The 24,173-nt window shown below is 54.8% G+C and carries 18 protein-coding genes; 9 read left to right on the top strand and 9 right to left on the bottom strand.

The genetic code is table 11. The features are described from left to right. Window positions 1-12: 12 nt before the first annotated feature. On the top strand, window positions 13-1,005 hold the full coding sequence (locus tag IPM50_13395; GenBank protein QQS32634.1) for a serine hydrolase: 993 nt from the start codon (window positions 13-15) through the stop codon (window positions 1,003-1,005). 3 nt (window positions 1,006-1,008) lie between these two features. On the opposite strand, the gene IPM50_13400 is transcribed toward IPM50_13395, so the two are convergent. Next, window positions 1,009-4,311: a PAS domain S-box protein gene (locus IPM50_13400; protein ID QQS32635.1), complete on the bottom strand. Its 3,303-nt coding sequence runs from the start codon at window positions 4,309-4,311 to the stop codon at window positions 1,009-1,011. Between the two features lie 298 nt (window positions 4,312-4,609). Here IPM50_13400 and IPM50_13405 point away from each other — a divergent pair, with 298 nt between their 5' ends. Together IPM50_13405 and IPM50_13410 are read left to right on the top strand one after the other, a co-directional pair. After that, window positions 4,610-7,030 carry a S9 family peptidase gene (locus tag IPM50_13405; protein ID QQS32636.1) on the top strand — a complete coding sequence of 807 codons (2,421 nt, stop codon included), beginning with the start codon at window positions 4,610-4,612 and terminating at the stop codon, window positions 7,028-7,030. 9 nt (window positions 7,031-7,039) lie between these two features. Beyond that, the gene (locus IPM50_13410) at window positions 7,040-8,311 is read left to right on the top strand and encodes a dipeptidase (protein ID QQS32637.1); all 1,272 of its coding nucleotides are present in this window, start codon (window positions 7,040-7,042) and stop codon (window positions 8,309-8,311) included. 122 nt (window positions 8,312-8,433) lie between these two features. Here IPM50_13410 and secA read toward each other — a convergent pair whose 3' ends face one another. The 3 genes from secA to IPM50_13425 form a co-directional block, all read right to left on the bottom strand. Beyond that, on the bottom strand, window positions 8,434-11,241 hold the full coding sequence (gene secA / locus IPM50_13415; GenBank protein QQS32638.1) for a preprotein translocase subunit SecA: 2,808 nt from the start codon (window positions 11,239-11,241) through the stop codon (window positions 8,434-8,436). Between the two features lie 165 nt (window positions 11,242-11,406). After that, window positions 11,407-11,808 carry a hypothetical protein gene (locus IPM50_13420; GenBank protein QQS32639.1) on the bottom strand — a complete coding sequence of 134 codons (402 nt, stop codon included), beginning with the start codon at window positions 11,806-11,808 and terminating at the stop codon, window positions 11,407-11,409. Between the two features lie 23 nt (window positions 11,809-11,831). Further along, complete coding sequence (locus IPM50_13425) at window positions 11,832-13,196, bottom strand: hypothetical protein (protein QQS32640.1); 1,365 nt, start codon at window positions 13,194-13,196, stop codon at window positions 11,832-11,834. 167 nt (window positions 13,197-13,363) lie between these two features. Between IPM50_13425 and IPM50_13430 the strand changes: the two genes are divergently transcribed. Further along, entirely contained in the window at window positions 13,364-14,227 is an 864-nt protein-coding gene (locus IPM50_13430) for a DEAD/DEAH box helicase (GenBank protein ID QQS32641.1), read from the top strand. A gap of 58 nt (window positions 14,228-14,285) precedes the next feature. Here the strand turns inward: IPM50_13430 and IPM50_13435 are convergent, their stop codons facing one another. The 5 genes from IPM50_13435 to IPM50_13455 all read right to left on the bottom strand — a co-directional run bounded on the left by IPM50_13435 (window position 14,286) and on the right by IPM50_13455 (window position 19,364). Continuing rightward, window positions 14,286-15,338 carry a hypothetical protein gene (locus IPM50_13435; protein QQS32642.1) on the bottom strand — a complete coding sequence of 351 codons (1,053 nt, stop codon included), beginning with the start codon at window positions 15,336-15,338 and terminating at the stop codon, window positions 14,286-14,288. 86 nt (window positions 15,339-15,424) lie between these two features. Beyond that, window positions 15,425-15,988, bottom strand: coding sequence for a methyltransferase domain-containing protein (locus IPM50_13440; GenBank protein QQS32643.1), 564 nt, complete (start codon window positions 15,986-15,988; stop codon window positions 15,425-15,427). Between the two features lie 126 nt (window positions 15,989-16,114). After that, window positions 16,115-16,747, bottom strand: coding sequence for a DNA-3-methyladenine glycosylase 2 family protein (locus IPM50_13445; protein ID QQS32644.1), 633 nt, complete (start codon window positions 16,745-16,747; stop codon window positions 16,115-16,117). Between the two features lie 92 nt (window positions 16,748-16,839). Then, window positions 16,840-17,295, bottom strand: a complete 456-nt coding sequence (locus tag IPM50_13450) for a DUF488 domain-containing protein (protein ID QQS32645.1) — start codon at window positions 17,293-17,295, stop codon at window positions 16,840-16,842. Then, entirely contained in the window at window positions 17,292-19,364 is a 2,073-nt protein-coding gene (locus IPM50_13455) for an AMP-binding protein (protein ID QQS32646.1), read from the bottom strand. Before IPM50_13455 ends, IPM50_13450 begins: the two co-directional genes overlap by 4 nt. Before the next feature lie 111 nt (window positions 19,365-19,475). Between IPM50_13455 and IPM50_13460 the strand changes: the two genes are divergently transcribed. From IPM50_13460 to IPM50_13480, 5 genes are all read left to right on the top strand, one after another. Then, on the top strand, window positions 19,476-20,264 hold the full coding sequence (locus IPM50_13460; GenBank protein ID QQS32647.1) for a 3-oxoacyl-ACP reductase FabG: 789 nt from the start codon (window positions 19,476-19,478) through the stop codon (window positions 20,262-20,264). A 144-nt stretch (window positions 20,265-20,408) separates the two neighbouring features. Continuing rightward, window positions 20,409-20,576 carry a hypothetical protein gene (locus IPM50_13465; protein ID QQS32648.1) on the top strand — a complete coding sequence of 56 codons (168 nt, stop codon included), beginning with the start codon at window positions 20,409-20,411 and terminating at the stop codon, window positions 20,574-20,576. Between the two features lie 77 nt (window positions 20,577-20,653). Beyond that, window positions 20,654-21,727, top strand: a complete 1,074-nt coding sequence (locus IPM50_13470; GenBank protein ID QQS32649.1) for a PLP-dependent cysteine synthase family protein — start codon at window positions 20,654-20,656, stop codon at window positions 21,725-21,727. Window positions 21,728-21,760: 33 nt separating this feature from the next. Beyond that, complete coding sequence (gene lysC, locus IPM50_13475; GenBank protein ID QQS32650.1) at window positions 21,761-23,143, top strand: lysine-sensitive aspartokinase 3; 1,383 nt, start codon at window positions 21,761-21,763, stop codon at window positions 23,141-23,143. A 3-nt stretch (window positions 23,144-23,146) separates the two neighbouring features. Next, window positions 23,147-24,172: a M20/M25/M40 family metallo-hydrolase gene (locus tag IPM50_13480; GenBank protein QQS32651.1), complete on the top strand. Its 1,026-nt coding sequence runs from the start codon at window positions 23,147-23,149 to the stop codon at window positions 24,170-24,172. Window position 24,173: the final 1 nt, after the last annotated feature.

A 24,173-nucleotide genomic window follows, 5' to 3' on the forward strand; every position in this document is an offset into this window, starting at 1 on the left:
ACATTGAATGCTATGAACTTAACTCACAAACTTGCCGCAAAGTTCCTGATCGCAGTTTTATTCACAATGCCGCTAGCGGCTCAAAAGTCCAAAGGCGGCGAGATCTTACCTCAAAAAGGATACAAGCCGCCTGTCATGAGCGAGGTGACTTCGATGAATGAGATCGTGCGTGCGGCAGTAATGGCCGAACTCGATGCGCGAAAGGGCGAGGTAAAGCAGGAGCAGGTCTCGGCGACGGTGATCGACGTTACTGACGCTAATAGCTGGAAATGGGGTGCATTTCGGGGCGAAGAGAAATATTATCCTGCATCCGTTCCGAAGATGTTCTACATGGCCGCGGTCGAGCGGCAGCTTGAGGACGGCAAGGTCGCTTTGACGAAAGAACTGGATCGCGGAATGAAGGACATGATCGTCGATTCATCGAATGACGCCACACAATATATCGTCGATGTCCTGACCGACACGGCGAGTGGTTCGGAACTGCCGCAGAAGGAGTTCGAGAAATGGCAATACAAGCGAAATAGGATGAACCGCTATTTTGCCGCGATGGGTTATAAGAATATCAATATCAATCAAAAGATCTATTGCGAAGATGCCTACGGGATCGAGCAGCAATCGCGCAATTACGCCGGCCAGAACCGCAACATGCTCACGACCAATGCCACGGCACGAGCCATTGCCGAGATAGTTCTTGGACGCCTCAACACGCCCGAACGCACTACACGAATGATGAAACTGCTGCAGCGGGACCCATTCTCAGCTGTCAAAGATCCGGACAGTCAGGATCACGGATTCATAGGTAAAATGCTTGCGGACAACCACCTGCACGATTTGAGCATTTGGTCCAAGGCAGGCTGGACGAGCCGTGCCAGACATGATGCCGCATTCCTGCGAACAGAGAACGGCCGGCAATATGCCATCGCGATATTCACGGAAGGTGTTGCCAAAGATCGGGAACTCGTTCCCGCGATAGCTTGGAGAATATTTCAGGAACTCAAAAAATAGCAGCTATTGAACGTCTGCAACTTCGATAACTGAATTTTCGGGGCGAAATGTGAGTGCCGGATTGTCCTTGTAGGCGTTTGCCCCGGACAAAAGGAACTGTTCTGCTGTTTCACGGTCGACCGGGCGAGAGAAAAGGTACCCTTGGCCGGCCTTGCATCCGAGCGAACGAAGTTTTTCAAGTTGCGACGCAGTTTCGACACCCTCAGCCACGACTTCAATACCCAGATTTTCCCCTAGCATCAGGATCGTCTTGACGATGGCACCGCTCTTCTCATCCTTGTCCATCAGATGTATGAATGAACGGTCGATCTTCAGGCGTTCAAACGGGAATTTCTGCAGATAACTGAGGCTTGAGTAGCCGGTCCCAAAGTCATCAGTGGAAAGTGCGACGCCGAGCCTGTCGAGTTCCTGCAGGACCTTTAGCGACTTTTCGCTGTGTTCCATGACGGTGCTTTCAGTCACTTCCAACTTCAACTGCTCGGCCTTGATCGCTGAGTCTTCGAGAATGAGCTGAACCTGTGTCGTCAGGTTAGGATGCATCAACTGTTTTGCCGAAAGGTTCACGCTCACGGCAAGCGGGACCTTGAATCGCCTCTGCCAATCGCCGATCTGCCGGCACGATTCCTCTAGGATCCATCGGCCGATCGGGATTATCAATCCTGTTTCCTCGGCAACGTGGACAAATTCGTTCGGCGCGACCAGGCCGTGTACAGGATGCCGCCACCTTATCAGAGCTTCGAATTCGCACACGCGGCCTGTCGCCAACTCAACTATCGGCTGATAAAGCACCTCGAATTCATGCCGCTCGACCGCCCGCCGCAGATCGTTCTCGACCTGAAGCAAGTTCATATTTCGAACATGCATTTCCTGGTCAAAGATCTCGTAACGTGCCTTGCCGGCCTCTTTGGCTCGATACATCGCGGCATCCGCATCGCGTAAAAAGTCCTCGGCGCTTCGCTTCATGGGACTTGCGATCACTATGCCGATGCTCGCCGTCGTAAAGACCTCGTAGTTGTCGATCTTGAAGGGCTCGGAGATCTTTGCCTGCAAACGCTCAGCGACACGCGCAACATCGTGGGCGTCGCCGCTGCGATTTAGGAGAATAGTGAACTCATCGCCGCCCAGCCTCGCGACGATGTCGCCCGGACGAACGCATTCGGTCAGCCGCTCGGCGATCGCAATGAGCAATTTATCGCCGACAGCATGGCCGAGGCTGTCGTTTATGACTTTGAACCTGTCGAGATCGAGGAAAAGAACTGCAAATTTTGCGAATTCATTGCCCTCGCCACGCTTCACGGCTTGGCGGAGCTGGTTCATGAATTCAACACGATTCGGCAGGTTTGTCAGCGTGTCGTGAACGGCGTAGTAGCGGATCTTTTCTTCGGCCCGCGTCCGTTCGGTTATGTCGCGAAAGCAGGCGACCCGGCCGACCGGCCGGCCTTCCATCATCTGCGGCTGCGAATACCGCTCGAAAACCCGTCCGTCGGTCAGCTCGATGATGTCCGATGCCGTTGCCAGCGGATCTGCATAGACGCGGTCCAAACTGCGATTAAATTCTTCCGGATTCTTGATCTTGCTCAGTACAAGGTCAACCAATTTCGCGCCGTCCTTCTTCTCGATTATCTGAGGATGGACGTCCCACATCTCACGGAATTTTCGGTTGCAGGTAACTATCTCGCGGTCAAGGCTCATCACGACAATGCCGTCAGCCGTGGATTCAAAGGTCGATGCAAAGAGCGAAATCGTGTTATGCAGATCTATCTCGGTCCGTCGCCGGTCGGTTATGTCGCGTGCGATGCCTTGGACGCCTATCGGCGATCCGCCGGGCGACACGATCAGCCGAGTGCTGAGTTCCAATGTCACGCGTTTGCCGGATCTGGCAATGATCTCAAGCTCATAGGTCGTAGGAAGCTCCTCCTCGACCTTTCGGGCGGTCATCGTTTGTGCGAGTTCGAGGAATTCCGGTGCCACGACCTGACCGATGTTCATCTTTAGAGCTTCCTCGCGGGAATAGCCCGTAATTATCTCGCCTGCGCGGTTCAGCGACGTAAAATTGCCGCTCATATCATGCGTGTAGATCAGGTCGTTCGCATTCTCGAAAAGGTCTCGATAGCGTTCTTCGCTCTTGCTGATGGCGTCCTCGGCGAGCTTGCGATCGGTAATGTCGCGGGCGATCCCCTGAACTGCGATAGGCTTGCCGTCGCTTCTGATGACGCTGCTGTTGATCTCCAATACCGCACGCGAGCCGTCTTTCTTGATACATTCGACCTCATAGGTCGTTTGCGTCTTCTTGCCATCGATCTTGTCCCGCAGATATTTGCGAACACGATTCAAATGTTCCGGAGCCACTACCTCCGACATATTGAGGGCCAGGGCCTCTTCACTCGTATAGCCGAATATGCGTTCGCCTGCTTTGTTTATCGATATGTAATTTCCTTCCAGGTCGTGAACGTAAATGATGTCGTTGGCGTTGTCGAACAGTTCTCTGAATCTTGCCTCGCTTTCGGCGACAGCAAGTTCAGCTCGTCGGCGTTCGGAGATGTCTTTCCACATCACCATGCCGGCAAAGATCTCGCCCTTCTCGTCGCGGACAGGACGGATATTGATCAGATAGTAATTGCCGTCGTCTTCGGTCTCAAAGGTAATATCCTCTCCGGCCAAGGCACGGTCGTAGTATCCACTCCATTCAGCAACGATCTCTTCCGGAAAAACATCCTCAAGTGTTCTGTCTTCGAACATCGCGGTCTTCCAATCGTGCTTGGCAAGCTGTTCTCCTTCGGCGAGAGTGTATCTGTGCTCACGATCAAACAGAAGTACCGCCGTCTTTGGGATTGAACGTGCGAGAGTGCGGTAGAGCTTTTCACGTATTGCAAGTTCGTGTTCCGCCTTCTTTCTTTCGGTGATGTCCAGAATGACGCCCTGCCAGCAGAGTGGGGAGCCATCCCTGTTCGCGATAAGACAGCTGCGGTCGCGGACCCACATCACGGATCCATTCTTGCAGTGAACGCGGTATTCGAAATCGATGCTCCTGCCCTCGCGCATCGCGCTTCGGGTAGCGGTCAGGACCCTCTCTTTGTCGTCCTCGTGGATCACGCGGTCCCAGATGTTAGCATCGGTCAGCCACTCTTCGATCGGATACCCGAATCTTTCGAATGACGGGCTTATGTACAGCGGCTTGTGCGGCGGTGTCGGCTTGATCGCATAGAACATCACGGGCAGATTTTCGACGAAAATGCGAAAAAGCGGATCCGACGGAGTTACCGGAACTCCGTTTGCCGGGATCTTGATCTGATCGGAAAAGGACATAGGCCGACTGTCGGAAGGGAATATGCTTTGAACCAAACGCCCTATTTTACGGGACTTGAATGACTATGATCGTAGGGATACGCCGCGAAATGTTGAGCGATTTACATCATCGAACGGCTTAGGAAATGGGCGCTCGATATACGAACGCAATAAAAGATTAACATAGTTGTGCTCTGATTGCCATCGTTTTTTACGCTATTAAATGATGGTTTGTGTTCATTCTCCGGCAGGCTTGCGGCGAAGCGGCCCCAAAAGCTATCATCAAAACAAATTCACTGGATCTCCGTATCAATACAGTATGAAAACTAAGGCTCTTGTCGTTTCGTGGGTTCTCCTATTGCCTTTCCTGGTGACTGCCCAAGGCAGTTATCAAAAGCCTCCCAAAGAGGTGCTGGATCTTCTGAATGCTCCGGCAATACCGGCTTCCAGCATTTCGCCGGCGAGGGACAGGATCGTTCTGCTTGAACCGCTGCGTTATCCGCCGATATCTGAATTGGCCCAGCCGATGCTGCGTATCGCGGGTTTGAGGATCAATCCGCTCACAAACGCACAGCACAGGCAGCCGTATTCTGTTAAGGTGACGCTCAAGAACGTCGCAGACGGCAAGGAAACGCCTGTCGCATTGCCGGCGGGAGCACAGATCGTATCGCCGGCGTGGTCGCCTGACGGCAAGTACATTGCTGCGGGAAACATTACGCCTGCCGGCGTCGAACTTTGGATCATCGACACTGCGACCGCTAGAGCCAACAAGGTCAAGGACGTTTTCATAAACACCGCATTCGGCGGCTTTAGCTGGGAAGACGCAAACACGCTTTCCGCAAATTTGGTCCCGAAGAAACGCGGGCCTGCCCCGCCTTACCGCGACATTACACCGACCGAGCCGAACATTCAGGAGACTTCCGGGCGGACCGGCGTTATCCAGACGTTTCAAGACCTGCTCAAGAGCCCGAATGACGAGCGTTTGTTCGAATATTACTGCTCGTCGCAGATCGCTCTGATCGAGGCTAACGGAAAGGTCAAAGAGGTTGGGCCGGTCGGGCTTTATGACAGTATGGGAATGTCGCCTGACGCCAAATATATCCTTGTTTCGCGTATCCAGCGTCCTTTTTCGTATCAGTTCCCGTTCTCGCGATTTCCAAAAGTGGTCGAGGTCTGGGACCTTGAAGGCCGTGTGGTCAGCCGTGTGGCAAACATCCCGCTTCAGGACAATCTGCCTGCACAAGGCGTTCCGACCGGCCCGCGTCAGGTCAACTGGATCCCGACCGAGCCGGCAACGCTTGTTTGGGCCGAGGCATTGGATGGGGGCGACCCGAATACCAAAGCCGCACACCGCGACAAGCTGATGAAGCACGCTTCGCCGTTTTCGGGTTCGCCGGCGGAGATGCTGAAGGTCGAAAAACGGCTTCAGGGCCGAGCGTTCGGCGAAAAGCAGGGAACGATGTTCTTTTACGATTTTGACCGCGATACGCGTCGCCGCCGTATGTTCATGACTGACTATCGCGACCCGGCGAACATCACGATGCTGTCCGACCTTAACGTAAACGACCGCTACAATGATCCCGGACAGCCCGTTACGAAGACCCGAATTGACGGAACGACCGTTGTTCGTCAGAACGGCGATGAGATCTTTTGGAGCGGTATCGGTGCCTCTCCGCAGGGCGACCGGCCGTTCTTTCGCAAAATGAACCTGAAGACCAGGGAAGTCACGGAGATCTGGCGTTCGGGAACGGAAGAATACGAGTCCTTTGCCGGAATGATCGATGACGAGGGCTTTCAGTTCTTTACTCGAAAGGAGTCGCTGACCGAACCGTCGAATCTTTACCTTCGCCAGGTCTGCCCGCCTGGAAAGACCTGTACCGCGTTGGCATATCGCCAGATCACAGAGTTCAAAGACCCTTCACCGCAGCTTCGCGGCATCACAAAACGGCTCGTCACATACAAACGGGCTGACGGCGTCGATCTTTCGTTCACGTTGTATCTGCCGCCGGGTTACAAAGAGGGAACTCGGCTGCCGACGCTCGTTTGGGCATATCCGCTCGAATTTACAGACGGCTCGACCGCAGGGCAGGTTTCCGGATCGACAAATCGTTTTACGCAGTTTGGCGGCACGTCCCATCTGTTTTTCCTTTTGCAGGGTTATGCCGTACTCGACAATGCAACTATGCCGATCGTCGGCGACCCGCTGACGGTTAACGACACTTTCGTGAAACAGATCGTCGATTCGGCACAGGCAGCCGTCGATAAAGGCGTTGAACTCGGCGTGGTCGATCCCGACCGTGTCGGCGTCGGCGGACACAGCTATGGTGCGTTCATGACCGCAAACCTGATGGCACACAGCCGTATTTTCCGTGCCGGCCTCGCTCGCAGCGGTGCCTACAACAGGACTCTCACGCCTTTCGGATTCCAATCCGAACGCCGAACTTTCTGGGAAGCTCCGGAGGTTTATTCGAAGCTTTCGCCGTTCTTTTATGCCAACAAGATAAAGGATCCCATACTGTTCATCCATGGCGATGCGGACAACAACACGGGCACATTCCCGATGCAGTCTGAACGTATGTACGCGGCGATCGCCGGCAACGGCGGCACGGCACGCCTAGTGATGCTACCGCTCGAATCGCACGGCTATGTCGCACGCGAATCAACAGAACACACGCTTTACGAGATGCTGAATTGGTTCGACAAATACGTTAAGAACGCGAAGCCGCGTGACACCAAATAGGAAATACGAATGAAAAGAACGATCGCACTATTTATCTGTCTTTGCTACTCCATTTCAGTCGGGGCTCAGACGATGCCGCCGGACGGAGACTCGAAACTGTGGGCTCAGGCGCTGAAGATCCACAAAAAAGCCATAATCATTGACGGCCACAACGACATCACCGGCCCGATGATGGATATGGACTTCAACCTTGCCGATGATTCGACCGGGCGGCTGCAGTCCGGCGGCGATCCGATGCATACCGATATCGCACGCTGGAAAAGAGGCGGCATGACCGGGCAGTTCATGTCGATCTATGTTTCCGGCAACACGCTTCGTACGGGTGGATCGATGCGGCGTGCAATGGAGCTGATCGACGTAACCAACCGTGAGATCGAGCGTCACGGCGATCTGGTCAAATGTACGACCGCCGCCGAGATCCGTCAGGCAAAAAAGCAGAACAAGATCTGTCTGCTGATGGGCATTGAGGGCGGTTATGCGATCGAAAACTCGCTGTATGCTCTCCGCAATTTCTACCGCCTCGGCATCCGCTATATGACGCTGACTCACAACGTCACGCATGATTGGGCGGACGCTCACAACGACGAAAAACGAAATAACGGTCTGTCCGATTTCGGAAAGGAGGTCGTTCGTGAGATGAACCGGCTCGGAATTCTCGTCGATATCTCGCACGTTTCCGAAAAGGTGATGCATGATGTGCTCGACGTTTCCAAAGCACCGCTGATCGCGTCGCATTCGGGGGCTCGCGGCGTTGCGAATCATACGCGAAATGTCCCGGACGACGTTCTTAAACGCCTTCCGAAGAACGGCGGCGTGATCATGGTGGTTTTCTATCCCGCTTTCCTAGACGAACGCACGGCAAAGGAGCAGAGCGAACGCTCGGCACGTCTGCGCGATCAGCTCGCTGCATTGCGCGAACAATACAAGAATGACGACGCGGCGTTTTTCGCCGCCCGTGACAAGCTGTACGCGGAAAATCCGATCTACATCGCCGACTATAAACGCATCGTCGATCACATCGACCACATAAAACGCGTCGCGGGCATCGAACACGTCGGGCTTGGCTCGGATTACGACGGCGTGCCGTACCTCAATCCGCCGATGAAAGGCGTCGAGGACCTGCCGCTTGTGACCTACGAGATGCTGCGCCGCGGCTACACTGAAAAGGAAATTCTGATGGTTCTCGGCGGTAATATGCTCCGCGCGATGGAACAAGCCGAACGACTTGCCCGCGGCACGCGAGTCTCAGCCGACGGCAGTTTGGTGAAGTTCAAGAAATAAACCAACTCCAAGGTTGAATGAAAAGGCGGCCCGATGGCCGCCTTTTTAAGTTCGTTTCGACATTTTTGTAATGCCTGCCTAAGTTATGATGACGGCCGCCCGCTTACGCAGACGGTTCTGGCCTAGGCGCCGGCGCCGTGGCATTTTTTGAATTTTTTGCCGGAGCCGCAGTAGCAGGGTTCGTTCGGTTTTACCTTTGGTGTATCGCGGACGAACGGTGTGTGGCGTGCGGCCTCGGCACCGGCGGCTTCGGCGGTTCCCATCGCACCGGTGAAAGCCATTCCGGCGGCCTGTCGGCGTGCACGCTGCATTTCGAGGCGTGCGAGGCGTTCGCGTTCTTCCTGTTCGTCCTGCGAGACGACCTGCAGATTGAACAGTGCTTTTGTCGTGTTCGTGTCGATGCGGTCGAGCATGTCCTGGAACATATCGAACGACATCTTCTTGTATTCGACCAACGGATCTTTTTGACCGTAACCGACGAGCCCGATACCCTGTTTTACGTGGTCGATCGACAGCAGGTGGTCTTTCCACTGGCTGTCGATAATGTTGAGCATGATGTAGCGTTCATACGCACGCAGACTTTCGGCACCGGCCAGCTTTTCTTTCTCTTCGTATTTCTTCTTCGCTTTCTCCCAGATAAGCTCCTGGATCTCGTCCGGGTTCATCCTCTTGAAATCGACGCCCGCATCGCGTGCCGGATCGATATCGTAAATGCTCTCGATCTCAGCGGCGTAGGTATTGATGTCCCACTGATCCGGCGAAATGGTCAGGCTCAGCATCGAATCCGTCAGGTCGTGAAGCAGGTCGCGTGCTACGCCGTTGTCGCCGAGCAGGTATTCGCGGTGCTCGGGCTCGAACATCAGCTGCCGCCTGAGGCCGTAAATGGTCTCACGCTGTTTGTTCATCACATCGTCATATTTGAGGACGTGCTTACGCGTTTCAAAGTTGCGTGCCTCGACGGCTTTTTGGGCACGTTCGATCTGCTTCGAAACGGTCTTTGATTCGATGGCGACGCCTTTTTCCATGCCCAGCCATTCCATCATCGAGCGGACCTTGTCCCCAGCAAAGATACGCATCAGATCGTCTTCCAGCGAAAGTACGAACCGCGACGAGCCCGGATCGCCTTGACGTCCCGCACGTCCGCGAAGCTGATTGTCGATGCGGCGGGATTCGTGGCGTTCCGTACCCAAAATGTGCAGCCCGCCGACAGCCTGCACCGCCTTCGCCTCTTCAGCGACGACGGCTTTCGCCTTGCGGAGCTGCTCCGCGAACTGTTCTTCCGAAGCCTCGTCCGGATTGATCTCCATCCGTTTCAGATATTCGCGGGCAAGGAATTCCGGGTTGCCGCCGAGCAAGATGTCCGTACCGCGGCCGGCCATGTTCGTCGCGATCGTGACGGAGCCTTTGCGGCCCGCCTGAGCGATGATCTCGGCCTCGCGTTCGTGATACTTTGCGTTGAGGACGTTGTGCGGTACGCCTATGGCTTTGAGCTTTGCCGCGACCAGTTCGGAATTCTCGACCGAAACCGTACCGACTAGCACCGGCTGGCCACGTCCGTGAAGTTCTTTGATCTCTTCGACCACGGCATCCCATTTTTCCGGCAGCGTGCGGTAAATGACGTCCGATGTGTCCTTTCGGATCATCGGCATGTTGGTCGGTATCTGCACGACATCGAGGCCGTAAACCGTCTGAAATTCTTCTGCCTCGGTCTCTGCTGTACCGGTCATGCCCGCAAGCTTTTCGTACATGCGGAAATAATTCTGCAGTGTGATGGTTGCGAGCGTCTGATTTTCGCGTTCGATCTTAACGCCCTCTTTCGCCTCGACTGCCTGATGGAGGCCGTCGGACCAGCGGCGGCCCTGCATCAGGCGGCCGGTGAAATCGTCAACGATGATGACCTCACCTTCCTGCACGACGTAATGATGGTCGCGTTTGTAGAGCGTGTGTGCTTTGAGAGCCTGCTCGACGCAGTGCAGCAGGTCCATGTTCGACGGATCGTAAAGATTGGACACGCCCAGCAGACGCTCGGCCTTTGCAACGCCCTGTTCGGTCAATACTGCAGAGTGATTCTTTTCATCAACGAGGTAGTCGCCCGTCGTGACCTTTGTCTCTTCGTCCTTATGGCCTTTTTCCAGCCGCGGAATGATCTCGTTCGCGGTGTAGTATTTGTCCGTTGCCTCGTCCGAAGCACCTGAAATGATGAGCGGCGTACGAGCCTCGTCGATCAGGATCGAGTCAACCTCGTCAACGATCGCGAAGTAATGATCGCGTTGGACGAGCGACTCGACGTCGAACTTCATATTGTCGCGAAGATAATCGAATCCGAATTCGTTGTTCGTACCGTAAGTGATGTCACACGCATAAGCCTCTTTGCGTTCGACATCATCCATGTCGTTCTGGATGCAGCCGACCTTGAGCCCGAGAAATCGATGGATCTTGCCCATCCACTCGGCGTCGCGAGAGGCGAGGTAGTCGTTGACCGTGATGACGTGGACGCCGCGGCCCGTGAGTGCGTTCAGATACGACGGAAGAGTCGCGACGAGCGTTTTACCTTCACCCGTTCGCATCTCCGAAATACGGCCCTGATGCAGGGCGACGCCGCCGATCATCTGCACGTCGAAATGCCGCATTCCGGTGGATCGGCGCGAACCTTCGCGGACCGTCGCGAATGCTTCGGGAAGTATCCGGTTCAGGGCTTCTTGCTCTGCCTTGCGGCGTTCGGTCTTGTCGTCGATGCCGTCTACGGCGTCGGCGACGATCTGTTTGAACTTCGCGGTCTGTGCCGCAAGCTCGGCGTCTGAAAGCTTTTCAATGCGGGCTTCCCAATCGTTTATCGCCTGGATCGTGGGTTTTACGTTCTTCAGGAACAGGTCACTGCTCGTTCCGAAGATCTTCTTAACTAACTTATCTGCAAAACTGTTAACTGCCATGATTCCTCTATGGTGCGGCCGCTCTCTGCTCGTTCAAGGCAAATGAGGCTTGATGACCTAACTTGCCTGATCGTTCCGCAAAGGGAAACCGCGTGAAATGTTTGATTTAGTTGCGCGGCGGGCATCGGCCGGGCCGCATTGATGGTGCAGTAAAGGAAGAAAGGGCTAGATGCCCGCTCGGGCGAGTTTCAGGACAGTGATCTTTGCCGTCAGCGATTCTGCTGCCGTATGCCGCGTCGAAGTATGATTCGGCGCATTCAGCGCAAACTCAACGGTATCCGGCAGCTGTATGGAGTTGGCTGCAGCGGTATAAAGGCTGCTGAAAAAACTGTCGAACGTGAAAAGGACAGACCGGTCCTCTGATCCAGGCGACTCGACAGATTCTGTTACCTCGGGATCTTTGTCAAGGTCGTCGGTGGTCTCGATCTCCTCAGAGATGTCGAAGCTACGGGTAAGAGCGGCCTGCTGTGAAATGACGCCGGGCGAAGCTCCCGAAACGATCAGTCCAAGGTACACGCCGAGTGCGGCGAGAAAAATAATTGAATTTTGCGAGGACTGTTTCGTCAAAGCCTATCTGAGCAAGTTTTCTCTTATTTGCGGGCGTCGTTCGATTCTTCGCGTGTCTCTACGTTCGAACTCGGCTGCTTTTCCTGCAGCTTTTTCGCTTGGGCTTCTGTAAGCCGGCGATTAATCATCTCTTGTGCGACGGGTTTTGGCAAGGCGAAATTGAGTACAAAGTTCTTGCCCTCGGCCACGACCTGCGCACCGTCGAGCAGCGTCTTCTCGTCGCTGGGATTCTTCACTGCACCCTTACCGAACATTATATAGCCGTTGAGGCCGCTCTGAACGAGGCGGGCCCTTTCAACGGTCTTCTGCTCGGCGACGATCCTCGCGATGATCTGTTCGTCGTTCTGTACCAGCGTTAACGTGAGCTTTTCGACGTCGAGGCTTCTCAGATACGTCAAGAATCCGCTGTCGCCGACCGCTTCGATCGCCAACTTGGCAACGTCTATCATTTCCGGGTTGCCTTGCTGTTTGGTAACGTCAAACTTTGACTTTTCGCGGTCAAGTTTGCCGTCCTTTGTCAGCACTCCGTTCAAAACAACGACAAAAGGCTCGTTGAGGTCGATCTCCTTCGCGGCCCATTTCGACGCTATATCGTCCGCAAAATCCGTCAGCGGCTTTCGGTTTATCTCGATCGAAGTAAGAGCATCGGTCGATAGCGGCGTCGGATCCGGGCTCGGGTTCACGGCAACGGTGCCGTTCTCGTCTTCCTCGCCATTCTCAACAGGCGAAGGCAGCGGCTGTGGGCGTGTGACCCGTCCGCCGGGCGTTCGTTTGCGGCCCGTCGTAGCGGGCGGCGGTGTGTTGCCTGAATTGCCGAATGTCGGCAGATCGCCTTCAATTACGTTGGGATTTGATCGCGGAGGCGTCGGCGGCGTGTCGATCAGGCTGCGGCCCGAAGGCGGCGGCAAATACGGAGTATTGCTGAAATTCGGAAAATTGCCGGCAAGGCTGCCTCCTTCAGTATCATCGACGGATTCTGCGAACATCTCAGGATTTGAGATCTGGAAGTAGCCTTCCGGGTACGAGATCGGCGGTGTTGCCCCCGTAACGTCAACAAAGGTCACTTCAACGTCATCGCCCAGCTTGGTGCGTTCATAGGCGACATCCACATAATCACGTTCGGTGCCGAAGAGCAGTGAGCTTACGTACACGACGTCCAGGGCCTGGCAAACACGGCCAACCAACGGGCTGTCACAGCCTTTCATCGTGAGAAGCGAGGTTTGCGCCGCGATGGCTATCGCCAGTACATTGACGACAAAGGACGCCGCCAGTATCTTCGCGATACGCGGGGAAAATTCCCAGCTCCTGATTTCGTACTTATAGAACAGGTCGCCTTCTTCCTGAGGAGAGACGACCGGTTCGGGCTCATAGATCGATTGCTCAAACATAACTTTCGTCCGATCGGGTTTTGCCGCAAAAAACCAAACAAAACGGCTGACCTAAGTTAGACGCAGATGCCCCGCAAAACGTTGCGAAGCAAACTTTGATACTAGCACCTCAGACAGCCATTTGGAAAGATTAGACTTTCCGTTCACAAACAAATAACATTCCGTTAATGCCCCGCCGACGTTCCCGCGACAACAGACCGAAACGCCCGTCTCGGCGTCCGGATATTGAACGAAGAAACAAACGAAATATTGCACGCGAAAGTTCGCCGCAGGAACGCAGCGAAAATTTCACCTTGAAGCATATGCAGGCGGTCGAACGCCTACTTGATGGGATCGGTGTTCCTGAACCGCAGCCTTTTAAGCCCGATCCGTTTCAAATAGAGGCTCTTGCGGCGATCGAACACGAGGACGTGCTCGTTACGGCGCCGACCGGCAGCGGAAAGACCTGGATCGCCCGTGAGGAAATACGCAGAATTCTCGAATCGGGCCGGCGCGCTTGGTACACGACGCCTTTAAAAGCCCTAACGAACTCGAAATATACCGAATTCTCGGACGAATTCGGTGCTGAGAACGTCGGCATTCTGACAGGCGACCGCAAGGAGAACTCAGACGCCCCGCTGATCGTCGGCACGACGGAGATCTACAGAAACCAGCTTTTCGACGCTTTGCGGGAGGGCTTTGATGTGCGGGCGGATTTCGTAATTCTGGATGAAGCTCATTACCTCGGCGACGAGAGCCGCGGCCACGTTTGGGAAGAGGCGATCATGCTGTCGCCGCCGCGAATACGGCTTTTGCTGTTGTCTGCAACCGTCGGCGGCGCCGATGAATTCGCGGCGTGGATCGCGGAGGTCCGCGGATCAAAGGTCCGCGTTGTTTCGGCAGGGCCTCGGCCTGTCGAACTGCGTGCGGCGTACCTTTCTCCCGAACTCAACCTTTACCCGCTGCTCGACGAGACCGGCAAATTTGACCGCGGGATCGACAAGTTCTCAAAAAAGCCCTCAAATGGTTTCCGCCGCCGAAAAAAATACTAAAAGGCGGTCTCGGGACTTTCCGAAAACCGCCTTCTGATCCAAAAATGATCTTGTGCTGCTACTTCAGGCCGCCGAGCAGAATATCAATGTCGGTCTGCTGAACCGGAACAGAAACGTTCACGACATTACCTTTCGACGACATTTGCGCTCCCTTTAGAATGCGGCCGTAAACCTGCTGATCTTGGCGTTTGGAATTGCCGAAGATGGCGTTTCCAACAAATTGCAGTCCTGCGAGCATGTCTTTAAGTGCGAGTGCCTGTTCGGCTTTTGCGGTCGTCGCGGATAGGTTCAGTTTCGCTCCTATCAGGACCATATCGAGATTGCCGTTCAATTGCCGAATGGACGAAACATTCTTTCCGAGTTCGTCATTATCCGCCGGAAGCAAATTGCTCAACATGCCCGCGTTCTTGATCGTGAACGCCATCACAGTTGAATCCGTTATCGTCATTGAACCCATCGGGTCGATCTTTGACGGTGCCGTCATTTCTACGGCTTCGCGTACGCGGCTGGGCGTGCCAAGCACGATGGTGTTCGGGGCAGAAGTTGCGACCGCGACATCCTTAGTCATTGAATTCAGTGCCTTCTCGATGAACTCTGCGACCTTCGAATTCGCGGCTTTCGGGGCATTTTCTTCGATCAATTCCTTCGAGTTAAAGATATAGATGGTCTTCCCGTTCACCGATTCCTCGCGGTACTTTCCTTTTGCGGCAAGCTTCGCGACGGCGACCATCGCTCCGGCGTCGATTTCGCCGCTGGCGACAGCAACGGTTTCATAATCGGTTTCAGTTGCTGAAACTTTCTTGAACGCCACTCCGACGGTCATCTGGTCAAAACGGCGAAGGTCGATGCCCGTGCGGTTCTCAATGTCTGTCAGTTTGGTGTTGATCGAAGCTAGCGACTTCGGATCGGAAGCCAAAATACGCGGCATCGAATCCGTAAAGAAACGCTTTGCGTCAAAATAGGCCACCGCGTCGGACGCCGGCAGCATCGCCGCGAGCTTCACCGCAGCACGCTTTTTGGCCGCAGCTCTGCGAGCATCGGCAGAAACAGTCGCTACGGACGTAATGGCGATCGCAAAGATCGAGAAAAGAGCAATAAAACGAAACTTCATTAGAAAACCTCTGAGCAAAGATTATAACAGGCTATGCAACCTATTCTGATGCAGATACGGTGTTCGGCGGTTCGCCGTTTCAATAATTATTCGACCGAACTTTGGGGTTTGACCACCTCGAACTCGAATTTGAGTTCTTTTCCGCGGAAAATATAGCTCAAATATTGCTCCCAAAACTTCCGCGTCCAACGCATCGACGGCCAGCGGTTGTCCAGGTTAACGAAAAACTCAATGCCGAACGCACGCCACAGATTCAGCAGCGAAACATAGACCTTCACGGCCCGAAGCTGAACGTCCGTATAAAAATCAAAGACCTGCTTTCCCGGCTGGAAAGTGTTGAAAGTATAGCTGTTTATGTGATTGCGGTGCGTAGGGTCGTTCGCCCAGTCGGGGTTCGTATAATGCGGTGTCAGCATCTTGATCTTGCCGCCCGGTTTTGTGATGCGATGCAGTTCGCTGACGAAAACCATCACATCCGGAACGTGCTCGACAACATGATTGGCAATGACGACGTCAAATTCGTCATCTGGGAACGGATAGGGAAATTCGCCTAGATCGTGGATCACGTCCGCACCCGTGCGCGGGTTATTGTCGAGGCCGATGGCACCTTCGGTCTTGTTAACACCGCATCCGACGTCGAGAATTTTCATTGACGCTATTATTGCAAATGCCCGCATGTTGCAGAAGCCCGCGCATTAGCAAGGGCGATACACACAACACGAAGAAAACAAGCGATGCACGCTCCGATGACGACTCGGTTGTAGATTTCGCCCTCGCTAACGCGCGGGCTTTGGTGTCTTTTCGCTCAGGTAGAAATGCCACAGCAATCTCGCCGCGACCGAGCGGAACGGCCGCCAGCGTTCGGCGATGATGAGAAATTCGTCCGATTCCGGCCGCGGCTCGCCGCTCAGTCGGTGCCACGCAGTGTGAAGTGCAATATCGCCTTTTGGCATCACATCGGGCCGCAACAACGCCATCAATAGATAAATATCGCTCGTCCATTCGCCGATGCCTTTTAGTTTTATCAGTTCTGCTTTGACCTCAGCATCGGGCATACTGGTCAGACTGTCGAGGTCGATGCGTTCCTCCAAGACCGCCTCGGCCAAATGCCTCGCATAGCTTGTTTTCTGCCGCGAAAAACCGATCCGCTTCAGCTCAGCGTCATCAAGCGACAGCAGGCCGCTCGGCGTAACCTCGCTTAAATGCAAAGCAAGCTTGTCGAAACACGCCTTTGCCGATGCAAGCGAGACCTGCTGTTCCAAAATGATCTGAATAAGCGTTGCAAAGCCCGGCTCTCGATCCCACAGGGGCGGCGTGCCGTAGGACCCGAATACCCGCTCGAATTCTTCGTGCCTGCCGCATAATTCCCTTACACGGGAATGCAAATTGATCTCATTCAGCAGCTCCATTTTTAATTGTTAATTTTAAATTGGGAGATCGTAAATTGGGAGCTGATATCGGGTTTGGCCTGCCAGTTAACAATTCGCCAATTCACAATTTACTATGGCCAGATCGACTGAACCGCGGATTCGTCGAGTTCAAGCGGCTCGCCGTCAGGCAGGATATGAACGATCCGCTCGACGCCTTTGCTGCGCAGTAATGGTGCGAGCAGGCCGATGCGGTGGCAGTTTGCCCGCGGGATCTTGTGGCCGGATAAAGGATGCGATTCCGAACACATCAGGCAAACGCGGGCATCAGCGGCTATTTCGATGATCCTGTTTATGCCCCATTCTAGGTCTTCGGGCTTTGGCCGCGTCTTGCCGCCCGTTTCCGGCAGATGCTCGTAGCCGATGCCGTGCGTCCGCAACAATTCCGCCAGAACGAGCCCGTTGTATTGCGGCCATCGGGACTTGGCAAACGAACGCACATCGATAACGAACTCGATCTCGTACAGCCGCAATAGCTCAAGAAAATACTTGAACTCATGCCGCCCGTGTCCGATGGTCCATATCGTCATTCTTTAGCAGCAGCGGCTATCGCTTCGACGGCTTTCGGGTCCTCAAGAGCCGACAGATCGCCGGGATCTTCGCCCAAATATGCTGCGCGGATGACTCGGCGCATCACTTTCGCGTTACGGGTTTTTGGCAATGCCGAGACGAAGTGGATATTTGACGGGGCGAGCGGCTTGCCCATGTCTTTAGCAACAAGAGCTTTTAGCTCTTGTTGCAGTGATGAGTAATGAGTGATAAGCGATGAGTCAGAAGAAGTTTCTTCACTTTGCCCTTGTCCCTCGTCACTCGTCACTACGAAAGCAACCATCGCCGTGCCTTTCACTTCGTCAGGAACGCCGATAACGGCGGCTTCCGTGACGAGCGGATGTGCGACGAGCAGCGATTCGACCTCGGCGGGCCCGACGCGTTTGCCGGCGACCTTTAGCGTATCGTCGCTGCGGCCGAGGATGAACCAATGGTTATCCCTGTCACGCATCGCAAAATCGCCGTGGACCCAGATGTCTTTGAAACGCCGCCAATATGTGTCGAGATATCGCTCCTTTTCCTTCCAAAATCCGCGTGCCATGCCGATCCACGGCTGTTTTATGACAAGCTCGCCGACTTTTCCTGCTTCGACAGGATTGCCTTCGTCGTCAAGAATATCGACATCCATGCCGGGACAAGGAGCGGGAAATGAACATGGCTTTATCGGCAGCAGCGGGTTTCCCATCAAGATTCCGCCGGCGATCTCAGTCCCGCCGCTGTAATTGATGATCGGCAGCTTTGAATTCCCGACCTTTTCAAACAGCCACCACCACGGCGCCGGGTTCCACGGCTCGCCGGTTGACGCGAACGCTCTTAAGGACGAAAGATCGTGTTTCTTTGGTAGATCGTCGCCGTGCGTGGCAAGCGAACGAACAAGCGTCGGCGAAATTCCCAGCACCTCGACCTTGTGCTTTGCGCAGAATTCCCACATTCGATCGGGCGCCGGATAATCGGGTGCGCCGTCGTAAATGCAGATCGTCGCTCCGTTGATGAGCGCTCCGTAGATCAGCCACGGGCCCATCATCCAGCCGATGTCCGTGTACCAACATATCCGCGTGCCGCGCCCGACGTCCGTGCCAAACGCCATATCCTGCGCCGCCTTTATCGGAAAACTCGCATGCGTATGAGCGATGCCTTTCGGCTTGCCAGTAGTGCCCGAGGTGTAGAGGATGATGAGCGGGTCTTCGGCGGAAGTGGGTTCAAGAGACACATCATCAATGGGATTTTCGCCCCAACTGATGATATCTTCGAACTCCATAAATCGGTCGTCGTTAATTCTGCTCGGCAGATAGTCTATTGAGTCGCCAGCATTTGCAACAAACACTCTTTGAATAGAGGGACATGCCTTAATCGCTTCCTTTGCCACGTCGAACGCATCGAAGAGTTTTCCGCGTCGTGCGAAGCCATCGCATGTAAACAAACCTTTAGCGCCAACGGCATTTAGTCTGCTGGCAATCGCGTCAACGCCGTAGCCTGAGAAAACGGGAACTGCGATGCCGCCGATTCGATTGATAGCAAGCAATGCGATTATCGTTTCAACGATCATCGGCAGGTGAATGCCAATCGCATCGCCCTTTACAAACCCAAGATTTCTCAACCCATCAGCCGCGCACTTGACCTCACGCAGAAGAACTGCGTAGCTCGTGTACGTCGTTTTACCGTCCTCACGCTCGCAAATCACCGCAGGCTGGTCTTTCATCTCATCCGTTTGCCAGCGGTCGAGGCACATTTCGGTGATGTTGAGGCCGGCGTGAGCGGGGAACCCAGTCGCTATCGCTCCCGGTTCTGACTTTGCGGTCAGCCAGGTCGGAAATTCGACGCCGTTTGAGGTATCAAGCAGCTTTTCGTAGGGCGAGTCGAATCTGATGTCGAGAAACTTCAGGACCTGCTCGGTAAACTTCTCCACATCGCGGATCGAGAATTCGTATAGCTCGTCCCACGTCGAAACGCCTACCTGCTTCATAAATTTCGTAAGCTGAGCGCGTTCGATGACGTCGGGCGTCGGCGTCCAGGCGATGGGTTGGTCTTCGAGGAGGTTTTGGTCGTTCATATTTGGTTCTGCCCGCGAATTACGCGAAAAACGCGAATGAAAAGCCGAGATACGGTGTAAAAATTCTCTTACATTCGTGTCGATCGTGCAATTCGTGGCAAAATGTCCAAAATGGCTGATAACGCATCACACTTAAATTTGCCCAGTGGACTTTTCGCCGGAAAGACCGCGATCGTTACCGGTGCTTCACGCGGCGTCGGGCGGGCGACAGCGTTGCGGCTGGCCGAGGCCGGTGCGAATGTTGTCGTCAACTATCTCAATAATATGACCGAAGGTTACGAGACTTCGCGGCTTTGTCAGGAACGCGGTGTTGAGAGCTTTCCCATTAACGGTGACACGTCGGATCAACTGCAGGCGAAGCGTGTCGCGGCAAAGACGGTCGAGGAGTTCGGCGGAATAGATCTGCTGGTATTGAACGCCGGCATCTGGGAAGGCGCTCCGATCGAGGAGATGTCCGAAGAGACCTGGAACCGCGTGCTCAATACCAATCTTAAATCTGCCTGGGCGATGTCCAAGGCATGCGTTCCGGCGATGAAAAAACGCGAATCAGGTGCGATTGTTCTGGTTTCGTCAACCGCCGGACAACGCGGCGAGGCCAATTATTCCAACTACGCGGCGTCGAAGGGCGGGATGATATCTTTCACAAAAGCCCTCGCGACCGAGCTCGCACCGAATATTCGCGTAAACTGCGTCGCTCCCGGCTGGATAGAGACCGCAATGGTGCGGCCTGCGTTCGAGGACAAAGACTACGAGACGAGCGTCATAAATTCTATACCGCTGAAACGCATCGCGACGACCGACGATGTTGCGCTCTCGATATGTTTTTTGCTCTCGCCGTGGGCGCAGCATATTACGGGCGAGATATTGAATATCAACGGCGGTGCCGTTTTGTGCGGCTAAACTTCAACCGCCCGCTACCGCAGGCGGTTCTGACAAGACCGTGGGCGCAGCATATTACGGGCGAGATATTGAATATCAACGGCGGTGCCGTTTTGTGCGGCTAAACTTCAACCGCCCGCTACCGCAGGCGGTTCTGACAAGACCGTGGGCGCAGCATATTACGGGCGAGATATTGAATATCAACTGCGGTGCCGTTTTGTGCGGCTAAACTTCAACCGCCCGCTACCGCAGGCGGTTCTGACAGGACCGTGGGCGCAGCATATTACGGGCGAGATATTGAATACCAACGGCGGTGCGGTGCTATGCGGCTAGGTTCACAACTTGTGACCGAACGCACATTTCAGAGTCGGCGATTGTGCTAGGTTCGGAAATGCAATTCCAACAAGACGATGAACACCAACAGCCTTTCCGATTTCCAGAGCCATTTCGCAGCACTGCCGACCAGTTCCAACTACGTAGAAAATCTGATCGGCAATACGCCGCTGCTCGCGATCCATTGTCATTTCAAGGGCCAGCGTCGGACCGTTTTTGCAAAAGCGGAGCATCTTAACCTTTCGGGCAGCATCAAGGACCGCATGGCGTTTCACATCCTAAAATGCGCCTATCGCGACGGCCTGATCCGGAAAGGTGACATCATCGCCGAGGCGACGAGCGGCAACACAGGGATCGCATTCGCCGCCATCGGCCACGCGTTCGGCAATCCGGTCCACATATTCATGCCCGACTGGATGAGCAAAGAACGCATCTCGCTGATGAAAAGCTACGGTGCGGACATCACTCTCGTTTCCCACGAGCAGGGCGGATTTCTGGGCAGTATTGAGATGGCAGATGCCTTTCGCTACGAACACGGCAGGGTCTTTCTGCCGCATCAGTTCTCAAATCTTGCTAACGCGGAGGCACATTGCACGACGACCGCTCCTGAGATACGTGCACAGCTTGCCAAGGTCGGATTCGAGGCCGATGCCATCGTGGCCGGCGTTGGCACCGGCGGAACGATAATGGGCTGCGCGGCGTACTTTCGCGAGCGAAACCCCGATATGAAGTTCTACCCGCTGGAACCCGCCGAATCGCCCACGCTTTCGACCGGCCACAAGGTCGGCAGCCACCGTATCCAGGGTATCTCGGACGAATTCATCCCGGCGATATGCGACCTTGCGAAGCTCGATGAGGTGATCAGCGTCTCGGACGGCGACTCGATCCTGATGGCGCAGAAACTGGCCCGCGACCTTGGGCTCGCGGTCGGCATCTCATCAGGTGCTAACTTTCTCGGCGCGTTGATAGCTCTCGAGAAGCTTGGCCCGGACGCCGTTGTTGCCACAGTTCTCTGTGACGACAACAAGAAGTACCTCAGCACCGATCTCGTTCGCGAAGAGCTCGTGAAAGACGGCTACCTCTCACCCGACGTCCGGCTGTTCGGTTACCAGACCATCGGCCGCGTCAGCCCCGATGAATCGCAGCAATAAATTTCCCGCATTCGTGGCAGGGAATCGCGTTTCGTGGCAAAATCCTTGTCAGTGAGTTCGCAGGAAAAGCCGATAGTAATGAAATTCGGCGGCACGTCGGTCGGCGACGTCGCGGCTTTCGAGCGCGTTCGCGGCATCGTCGGTTCGCTGGCCGGCCGAAAGCCGATCGTCGTCGTGTCTGCGATGACGAAGGTAACAGATGCTTTGCTCGCGGCGTTCGAACTGGCACGAAACGGCAATTTGGACGATGCGAAGGCATCGCTCGAGCCGCATTTTGCACGCCATGTGGTGGTCGCGGGAGATTTTTTGAGTGATGGCAGGTCGGACGTTTTCGATACGGAGCTTGAGCTCGCCCACGGTGAGTTGTCTGATCTTCTGTTGCGAACATCGCGCCGCAGCCTGCCGCTTTCGATGCTGAAGGACGCCATAGTCAGCTATGGCGAACAACTTTCATCACGGCTTCTAACTGAGGTTTTGCGGAACAACGGCGTTCCGGCAAGGCACGTTGATTCGCGTCGGCTGATCGTAACTGACGACGAATTCGGCGCAGCGGAAGCTCTTTGGGACGAAACGCGTGATCTGTTGAAACTCGAATTCGCATCGCGAACCGACGCTGAGGAAGTGCCGATAATGGGCGGCTTTATCGCGGCAAATCGTGCCGGCGAGACGACGACGCTCGGACGCGGCGGTTCGGATTATACAGCGGCACTGGTCGCAGCTGCGGTTGACGCCGAAGAGCTGCAGATCTGGACCGACGTTACAGGCGTGATGACCTGCGACCCGCGTATTTGCAGCGATGCTCGGACGATACCTGTCCTGTCGTACGAAGAAGCGGCAGAGCTTGCGTATTTCGGTGCCAAAGTTCTGCATCCGAAAACGATCAAGCCGGCGGTTGATCACGGAATTCCGGTGCGAGTCTGCAATACTTTCGAGCCCGATGCCGTCGGCACGATGGTCGTCGCCGAATCAGGCGAAACGCCGAACAAGATCAAGTCGATCGCCCACAAAAAGGGCATTACGATACTTCGAGTCACGTCTGCTCGGATGCTCGGCAGCTACGGTTTCATGAGCGCCGTCTTTCAGATATTTGACCGTTATCGAACCGTTATCGACGTTATTTCGACCTCCGAAGTCTCGATAGCTTTGACGCTCGATGACACGGCATCGCTCGAGAAGATAACTGAAGAACTCGCACGGCTCGGCGATGTCGAGGCCGAACACGGCTACGCCGTTATCTGCGTCGTCGGCGAAGGCCTGCGAGCCTCGACGGGACTTGCATCAAAAGTTTTCTCGACCATTAAAGACGTGAACATAGCCCTCGTTTCGCACGGTGCATCGAGCGTTAATCTGACGTTCGTTGTTAAAGAGGACGTCGCCCCTGACGTTATCAAGAAGCTGCATGGCGAATTCTTTTAAAAAATGGACCTTTTCAATCTAACGAAAAAACTGATGTCGATCCCGTCCGTCTCCGGCGATGAGGAAGCGGTCGGGCTATGGCTCCGCGATCATCTCGGGTCGTTGGGATGGACAGTCGATCTGCAGCCGGTTTCTGAGAATCAAAATAACGTTATCGCTTATCTGAATGACGCGCCGCGTGTGTGGTTCTCAACGCACATGGACACCGTGCCGCCGTTCATCCCGCCGACCGAGGATGACGAAAAGATCTACGGCCGCGGGGCTTGCGATGCGAAGGGAATCATCGCAGCTCAAATTACCGCCGCCGAGCAATTGCGAAAAGAGGGAATTGAGAACATCGGCCTGCTCTACACGGTCGAAGAAGAGCGTTCGTCTGCGGGTGCAAAGGTCGCGAATGCCCACCCGCTTGCCGCGACATGTGAGTACATGATCAACGGCGAACCGACAGACAACGATCTGGCCATCGGTTCCAAAGGCTCTTTCCGTCTTATGATCAAAACCAAGGGCAAGGCCGCACATTCGGCCTATCCCGAAGAAGGCGAATCCGCCATCGAGGCATTGCTTGACATACTTGAGGATATCCGGCATACGCATTTTCCGCACGACGATTTCTTTGGCGAAACGACCGTAAATATCGGCACCATTGACGGCGGTTTGGCACTGAACGTTATCCCGCCGCATGCTGAGGCGGGGCTTTTGATACGCCTGACGACAGACCGCGAGCCTATCGAAAAAGCTCTCGAATCTGTCGTCCGCGGACGCGGCGAGATCGAAGTGCTGTCATGCAGTGAGCCGGTAAAGCTGACGCCGGTCGAGGGTTTCACGCAAAAGGTCGTGCGGTTCACGACCGACATCCCGCATTTGCCGAACTGGGGCAAACCGCTCCTCCTCGGCCCGGGCTCGATACTCGTCGCGCACACGAAGGATGAGTTCGTGTTGAAGAAGGACCTCGAAACGGCGGTCGGGCTTTACATTTCTCTTGCCAGACAACTTCTCACCACAGAGCCCACAGACGAAACAGAGCAATAAA

This window comes from Acidobacteriota bacterium, from assembly GCA_016700075.1.
GTDB lineage: Bacteria > Acidobacteriota > Blastocatellia > Pyrinomonadales > Pyrinomonadaceae > OLB17.